This is a genomic window from Nonomuraea sp. NPDC001684 (genome assembly GCF_053596515.1).
The window spans coordinates 1-6447 of record NZ_JBSFGJ010000495.1; the positions used below are offsets into that span (position 1 = coordinate 1).

A 6447-nucleotide genomic window follows, 5' to 3' on the forward strand; every position below is an offset into this window, starting at 1 on the left:
GTTCTGGACGTCGATCTGGGACTACTTCGACGTCGTCGGGGAGCGCGGCGGCCGGGGCCTCACGCCGGAGCCGGGCGCTGCCTGGCCACCACCAGGTGCAGCCCGTGGGGCAGCGGCTCGGTGCGGGCGACGTGCAGCCCCGCGGCCCCCAGCAGGCTCTCGACCTGGGTCAGCGTGCGTTCCTGGCCGCCGCTGAACAGCGTGAGCATCTTCATGTCCAGCGCGACCGCCGACGTCGGCGAGCGGTGCGGGTCGTCGTCGAGGACGGCGTCCACGATCCACAGCTCGGCGCGGCCGTCCATCAGGGACGCGAGCCGCGCCAGCAGCTTGGCGGCCTGCTCGTCGGGGTAGTTGTGCAGGATGTTGCCCAGCAGGTACAGAGCCGCCCGGGGCAGCGGGTCGGTGAACATGTCGCCCTCGGCCACCGTGATGCCCGCCCGCCCGTCCAGGTGACGGCGGGCCTGGGCGGCCACCTCGGGCAGCTCGAACAGCACGCCGCGCAGCCGCGGATGGGCCGCCAGGATCGTGGCCAGGACGATGCCGGTGCCGCCGCCGATGTCGGCGACCACGTCCACGCCGGTCACGTCCTGCTCGGCGAGCGCGCGGGCCACGGTGACGCTGCGGGTGGCCATGAACTCGTTGAACAGCGCGCCGGCCGCGGGCCGGGCCCCCAGCCAGGCGTAGGGGGAGTCCACCTGGTGCAGCTCCAGCGCGGCGGGCGCGCCCCTGGTGATCGTCCGGTGCAGCAGGTCGGCCGAGTCGCGCCACAGCTCCTCGCCCCACATCAGCGCGGCGGGGGCCAGCGAGTCGTCCCGGCCGCTGGTGAGCAGGTCGCCCTCGCCGGTGAGCAGGTAGCGGCCGCGGGCGTCCCGCTCGACCAGCCGCAGGTGCTCCAGCGCGCGCAGCAGGCGGCCGAGCAGCATCTCGTCGGGACGGCCGGCGCCGCCCGCGGAGATCTCGTCGGCCAGCTCGTGCACGGCGCACGGCCCGGCGGCCAGCAGGTCGAACACCGACAGCCGCAGCGCGGCCCGGACGGCGGCGTACAGGATGAAGTCGTCGATCAGGCGCAGCACCCGCGCCCGCTCCGGCGTCTCGCTCATGGGTTCCCCTTCCCCGACTCCCAGGCCGGCCGGACGATCATCTCTTCGGCCCGCAGCGGCGCGGGCAGGTAACCGAACCTCACCATGGTGTCCACCACCGACTGCAGCTCTGCGGGTTCCAGCGCGGCGGGGAACGTGCCGAGCGTGATGGTCGGCAGCACCTCGCGCGGGATCTTCGTGTACGTGCCCAGCACCCCGGTGACCAGGTTCCGGTCCCGGGCGTCGAGCTGGGCGTGGGCCATGGCCCGCTGGAACCCGGCGACCGCCCGGGGATGCGCGGCCGCGTACGAGGCGGTCGTGGCCCACCCCGCGATCGGCCACCCGGCGGGGACGTTCGCCATGGCGTCGCCCAGCGACCGGCCGCCCTGCCGGCGGTAGGCGGTGATGAACGGCTCGGTCATCCACGCCACGTCCACCGCGTGCGCGGCCAGCGCGGCCGGCATGTCGGGCAGGGGGATCTCCTTGAACGCGACGTCGTCGGCGGAGACCCCGGCCGCGGCGAGCACGGTCTCGGCGCTCAGCGTGCCGACCGAGCGCAGCGTCGCCACCGCGACGCTCTTCTTCGCGCCGCCGGTGCGCCGCAGGTCGCGCGGGCTTCTGATCGGGCTGCCGGGGGCCACGAAGAGCTGGAACGCGCCCGGCGCGGCGTGGTAGGCGTCGGCGACCAGCTTCAGCCGCCCCGGCTCGCGCCGCTGCTGCAGGAACGCCGTCACGTAGTTGACCAGCCCGAACTCCAGGGCGCCGCCCTTCATCCGGTCGATCGCCGGGCCGCCGCCCTGCACGGTCACCGGCTCGGCCGACAACCCCTCGGCCGCGAAGTAGCCGCGGTCGCGGGCGAGGTAGACCAGCGCGCTGTCGGGGATCGGGATGACGCCGATCCGGATCTTCTCCAGCGGCGCTCCGGAACCGGTCGGCCGCGGACCGCCGGGCGCGGCCCCGCCGCAGGCCGCGAGCAGGACGGCGAGCAGGGCGGCGAGCAGGAACAGCAGTAGGGGACGTGATCGTCGCACGGTTCTCCCTTCGAGGTCCGCCGCCGGCCCTCGCTCCCGCTGGCGGCCCGGACACAGGTCGGAACCAACGCCCTTGAGTGCACCATCGGGAGGCCCGCCTTGCAACGCCCGGTCAGAACGGGATGGCCGCCGTGTCAGATGCGCGCCCGGCTGTTGCCCTCCTGGTGCACGGCGCCATCCTCACCCCCCTTCGGGGGCAACGCGGGGGTACAAGGCGCTGGCCGAGGCCGTGCCGGCCGGGCTGCTGCGCCGGACGGGGGCCGCGACGGGGTGAGCGTCGTCCTTCGCGGTCCGGACGGATGAGAAGATCGAGAGTGCTCCGAATCGCAGAAGCAGTACTCGCGAGGTTACCGGCGCCGCTGCAGGCGCTCGTGCTGAGGCACCGTGAACTGCTGAAGTTCGCGGTGGTCGGCGGAGCGACGTTCGTGGTGGACAACGCGGTGTTCTACGGGCTGAAGCTGACCGTCCTGCAACCGAAGCCGGTGACCGCGAAGATCATCGCGGTGCTCGTGGCGACGATCGTGTCCTACGTGCTCAACCGCGAGTGGTCCTTCCGGCTCAGGGGCGGTCGCGAGCGCCGCCACGAGGCGGGGCTGTTCTTCCTGGTCAGCGGCATCGGCCTGGTGCTCAGCTCGGCGCCGCTGTGGGTCTCCCGTTACGTGTTCCGCCTGGAGGCCCCCGACGTGGGCCTGGCGGCCCAGGAGATCGCCGACTTCGTGAGCGCGCAGCTCGTCGGCACGGTGATCGCCATGGTCTTCCGCTTCTGGGCGCTGCGGAAGTGGGTCTTCCCCGACGAGAAGACCCACCCCGTCGGCGTGCGGCCGGCTGCCCTGCCCCGGTACCACGGACGGCGCACCCTGCCGGTGGCCAAGCGCAAGCCCCGCAGGTCCGGCGTCCGGCAGGGTCAGCGGTAGGCAGGGGCAGCGGTAGGCAGGGGCAGCGGTAGGCAGGGTCAGCGGTAGGCGGCGGCCTGGAGGGTGTAGAGGTCGGCGTAGAGGCCGTTGAGCGCCATCAGCGTCTGATGGTCGCCCTGCTCGGTGACCTTGCCGTGGTCGAGGACGTAGATCCGGTCGGCGTAGCGCACGCTGGCCAGGCGGTGGGTGATGAGCAGCACCGTGCGGCCCTCGGAGTGGTCGCGGATGCGCTCGAACAGGGCGTGCTCGGCGCGGGCGTCGAGGGCCGCCGTGGGCTCGTCGCAGATGAGCAGGTCGGCGTCGCGGTAGAACCCCCGGGCCACCGCGATGCGCTGCCACTGGCCGCCGGACAGCTCGCAGCCGTCCTTGAAGCGGCGGTCGAGCAGCGTGCGGTAGCCGAGGGGCAGGCCCGCGACCACCTCGTCGGCCCCCGCGACCGAGGCCGCCGCGACCAGGGCGGGCTCGCCCTTGTCGGCGCCCATGGTGATGTTGTAGCGGGCGGTGAGCGGCCAGCGGGTGTGGTCCTGGGCGATGACGGCCGTGCGCAGGCGCAGGTCGTCGGGGGGCACGTCGGCCAGGTCGACGTCGTCCCAGGAGACGGTGCCGGTGTCGGGCTCGTACAGGCCGGAAAGGATCTTGGCCAGGGTGGTCTTGCCGGAGCCGTTCTCGCCCACGAACGCGATGACCTCGCCGCGCTTGATCTCGACCGTCACCCCGCGCAGCGCCGGCTGGTCGGCGCCCGGGTAGGTGAACGTCACGTCGTCGGCCACGATGCGCTCGAACCCCTCGGGCACGGCCGCCGAACGGGCCGTGGGCACGCGGCGCTCGGCGTCGGCGCAGAACTGGAGGAAGTCGGTGAAGTAGAGGCCGTCCTCGTAGAGGCGGTTGGTGGCGTACAGGAGGTTGGCCAGCGAGGACTGGCCGGTCCTGATGGCCAGCACCGCGGTGCCCGCGACCGCGAGCGGGATCGCCGCCACGGCCAGCAGCACGCCCAGCGCGACGTAGACCAGGGCGGTGCCGAGGCCGCCCAGGGCCTCGCCGACCAGGCCGGCCAGGGTCTGGCGTCTGGCCAGGGTGAGCAGCACGTCCTGCTCGGCCCTGGCGACGGCGTCGTACATGCGCAGCAGGAAGCCGCGCATGGTGAACGAACGCACCTCGGCGGCGGGCTCGCGGTCGGCCAGCAGCTCGGCGATGATCCACTTGCGGCGGCGGGCGGGGATGAGGGAGTACATCGTCGAGTAGCGCATACGGGCGCCGCGCACGGTGGCCCACGCGTCGGGCAGCACGGCCAGCAGCAGCAGCGGCAGCAGCACCGGATGGAGCACGCCCAGCACGCCGGCCGCCGCCGCGATGCCGACGGCCGCGGTGACGACGTTGATGGCCGAGCTGACCACCGCGCCGGCCACGCTGACGCCGCGCATGTTGGCGCGTTCGAGGCTGTCGTGGAACTCCGGGTCGTCGTAGGCGACCAGCTCCACCTGGCTGGTCAGGCTGTAGAGGCGTTCCTCGGTGTGGCGGGAGATCTGCGGGGTCAGGCGTGACTGCGCCCAGCCCGCGCCGGCCTGCACCACCGTGCGCAGCACGGCGGCCACGCCCACCAGGACGAGGCTGGGCAGGGCGGCCAGCACGCGGCCGGGGGTCGGGCCCTCGCTGAACAGGGCGCTCAGCACGCCGGTGGTGGCCAGCAGGCCGAAGGCGGTGAAGACGCCGCCGAGGAGGTTGAGCGCGATGGTGGCCACGGTGTCGCGGGGGCCGGCCCGCCAGGACATGCTCATCGCCTGCGTCACGAGCGAGGGCAGGCGCCTGGCGATGGTCAGGAAGCCGACCTCGGCCATCTTGTCGTTGTGGGCGTACCAGTCGGAGACGGTGATCTCACCGAGTTCCAGAGGCTCATCGGGCATGCGCTGAGTGTGCGGGCGGGCACCGACGGTTTCCGCCGCCTCGCGCTCCGGAGTGACAGGACGATGGCCCGTGCGCCACCGGCCTGTCCACGGCCCGCCAGGCAAAGACGCGCGGGCGGCGGCGTGTCCCGGTCGCCCCGCGGGCGCGGGCACGATTTCATGTCCCCCGGTCACTCCACGTAACCAGAACGACACAGGGGACGGAATGCGAAGAATCACAGGGTTCGCGGTCGCGTGCGCGGTCGCCATGAGCGTCACCCAGCCCGCCTGGGCGGCCCCGCGGGAGGAGGTCCGCATCACCCGGTATCTCGGGGAGCAGCGGCTGCCGTACCTGATGCAGTTCGACGGCACCACCGTCGGCGGGGTGTCGGGCATCGACCGCGACCCGCGCACCGGCGCCTGGTACCTGATCTCCGACGACCGCTGGCGCTACGGTCCGGCCCGCTTCTACACCGCCCGCCTGGACATCGACCGGGACTCGGGCGCGTTCACCGGCATCAGCCTGACCGGGGTCACCACGCTGACCAGGCAGGACGGCACCCCCTACCCCGGCTACGGCAAGCCCGGCTCGGCCGACCCCGAGTCCATCAGGTACGACCGCTGGTCCGGTCGCCTGCTGTGGGGCGACGAGGGCGACCGCCCCGACGCCGGCCACCCCGACCTGCCGCTGGCCGCCTCCGGCGTGCGCGCCGCCGACCTCCAGGGCCGGCACCAGGGGGACCTGCGCCTGCCGGGCAACCTGCGCCTGACCACCACCGAGCACGGCCCGCGGCGCAACGCCGGTTTCGAGGGCCTGGCGGTCACCGCCCGCCGGATCACGGCGATGACCGAGGGGCCGCGGTACGAGGACGGCGAGCCGTCCACGGTGCAGCACGGCGCGCCCGCCCGGCTCACCGTGTGGGACCGGCGGGGCGTCCCGCGCGGCCAGTTCGTCTACCCGCTCGACGCGCTCCCGGCCGCGCCGGTGCCGCCCACCGGGGAGTCCGACAGCGGGGTCTCGGAGATCCTGCCCATCGACGACCACCGCTACCTGGCCCTGGAACGCTCCTGGATCGAGGGCGTCGACTACAAGGTCAAGCTGTACGAGATCGACCTGACGGGCGCGACCAACGTGCTGAGCCAGGACGACCTGAGCGCGGGGTACCGGCCGGTGAGCAAGCGGCTGGTCTACGACCTGGGCGACTTCCGGCCGCCGGTGCAGAACCTGGAGGCCATGTCGTGGGGGCCGCGGCTGGCCAGCGGGGAGTGCACGCTGGTGATCGGCTCGGACGACAACTTCAGCAGGAACGAGGTCAGCCAGTTCACGGCCTTCGCCGCCACGGGCTGCCCCTGACGCCCCGCCACCGGCCCGGGACCGCGTGGGAAGGCCCGCCCGGCCGCCGGACCGACACCGCGTGGGCGGCCCCGCCTCGCCGCCGGCCCGCCCCCCGCGCGGGGGCCGGGCCGGACCGAGGGTGGCGGATATATATGAATTGGAATATTTTCCCGGGAAAGCATCATGGCTACGCTCGACAGCCATGAC

Annotated in this window: 5 protein-coding genes; 2 read left to right on the plus strand and 3 right to left on the minus strand. The window is 73.4% G+C overall.

Annotated elements, in window-relative coordinates; all coding sequences use genetic code 11:
- Window positions 1–59: 59 nt before the first annotated feature.
- Both ACWCSD_RS44980 and ACWCSD_RS44985 read right to left on the minus strand, forming a co-directional pair.
- On the minus strand, window positions 60–1100 hold the full coding sequence (locus tag ACWCSD_RS44980) for a methyltransferase (protein WP_397158320.1): 1041 nt from the start codon (window positions 1098–1100) through the stop codon (window positions 60–62).
- On the minus strand, window positions 1097–2110 hold the full coding sequence (locus ACWCSD_RS44985; protein ID WP_397158318.1) for an ABC transporter substrate-binding protein: 1014 nt from the start codon (window positions 2108–2110) through the stop codon (window positions 1097–1099). The genes ACWCSD_RS44980 and ACWCSD_RS44985 overlap by 4 nt, the downstream gene beginning before the upstream one ends.
- 371 nt (window positions 2111–2481) lie before the next feature.
- Between ACWCSD_RS44985 and ACWCSD_RS44990 the strand changes: the two genes are divergently transcribed.
- The gene (locus tag ACWCSD_RS44990; RefSeq protein ID WP_358302626.1) at window positions 2482–3024 is read left to right on the plus strand and encodes a GtrA family protein; all 543 of its coding nucleotides are present in this window, start codon (window positions 2482–2484) and stop codon (window positions 3022–3024) included.
- Window positions 3025–3062: 38 nt separating this feature from the next.
- Here ACWCSD_RS44990 and ACWCSD_RS44995 read toward each other — a convergent pair whose 3' ends face one another.
- Window positions 3063–4925, minus strand: coding sequence for an ABC transporter ATP-binding protein (locus ACWCSD_RS44995; RefSeq protein ID WP_449924602.1), 1863 nt, complete (start codon window positions 4923–4925; stop codon window positions 3063–3065).
- 205 nt (window positions 4926–5130) lie between these two features.
- On the opposite strand from ACWCSD_RS44995, the gene ACWCSD_RS45000 reads away from it, so the two are divergent.
- On the plus strand, window positions 5131–6258 hold the full coding sequence (locus ACWCSD_RS45000) for an esterase-like activity of phytase family protein (RefSeq protein ID WP_397158313.1): 1128 nt from the start codon (window positions 5131–5133) through the stop codon (window positions 6256–6258).
- Window positions 6259–6447: the final 189 nt, after the last annotated feature.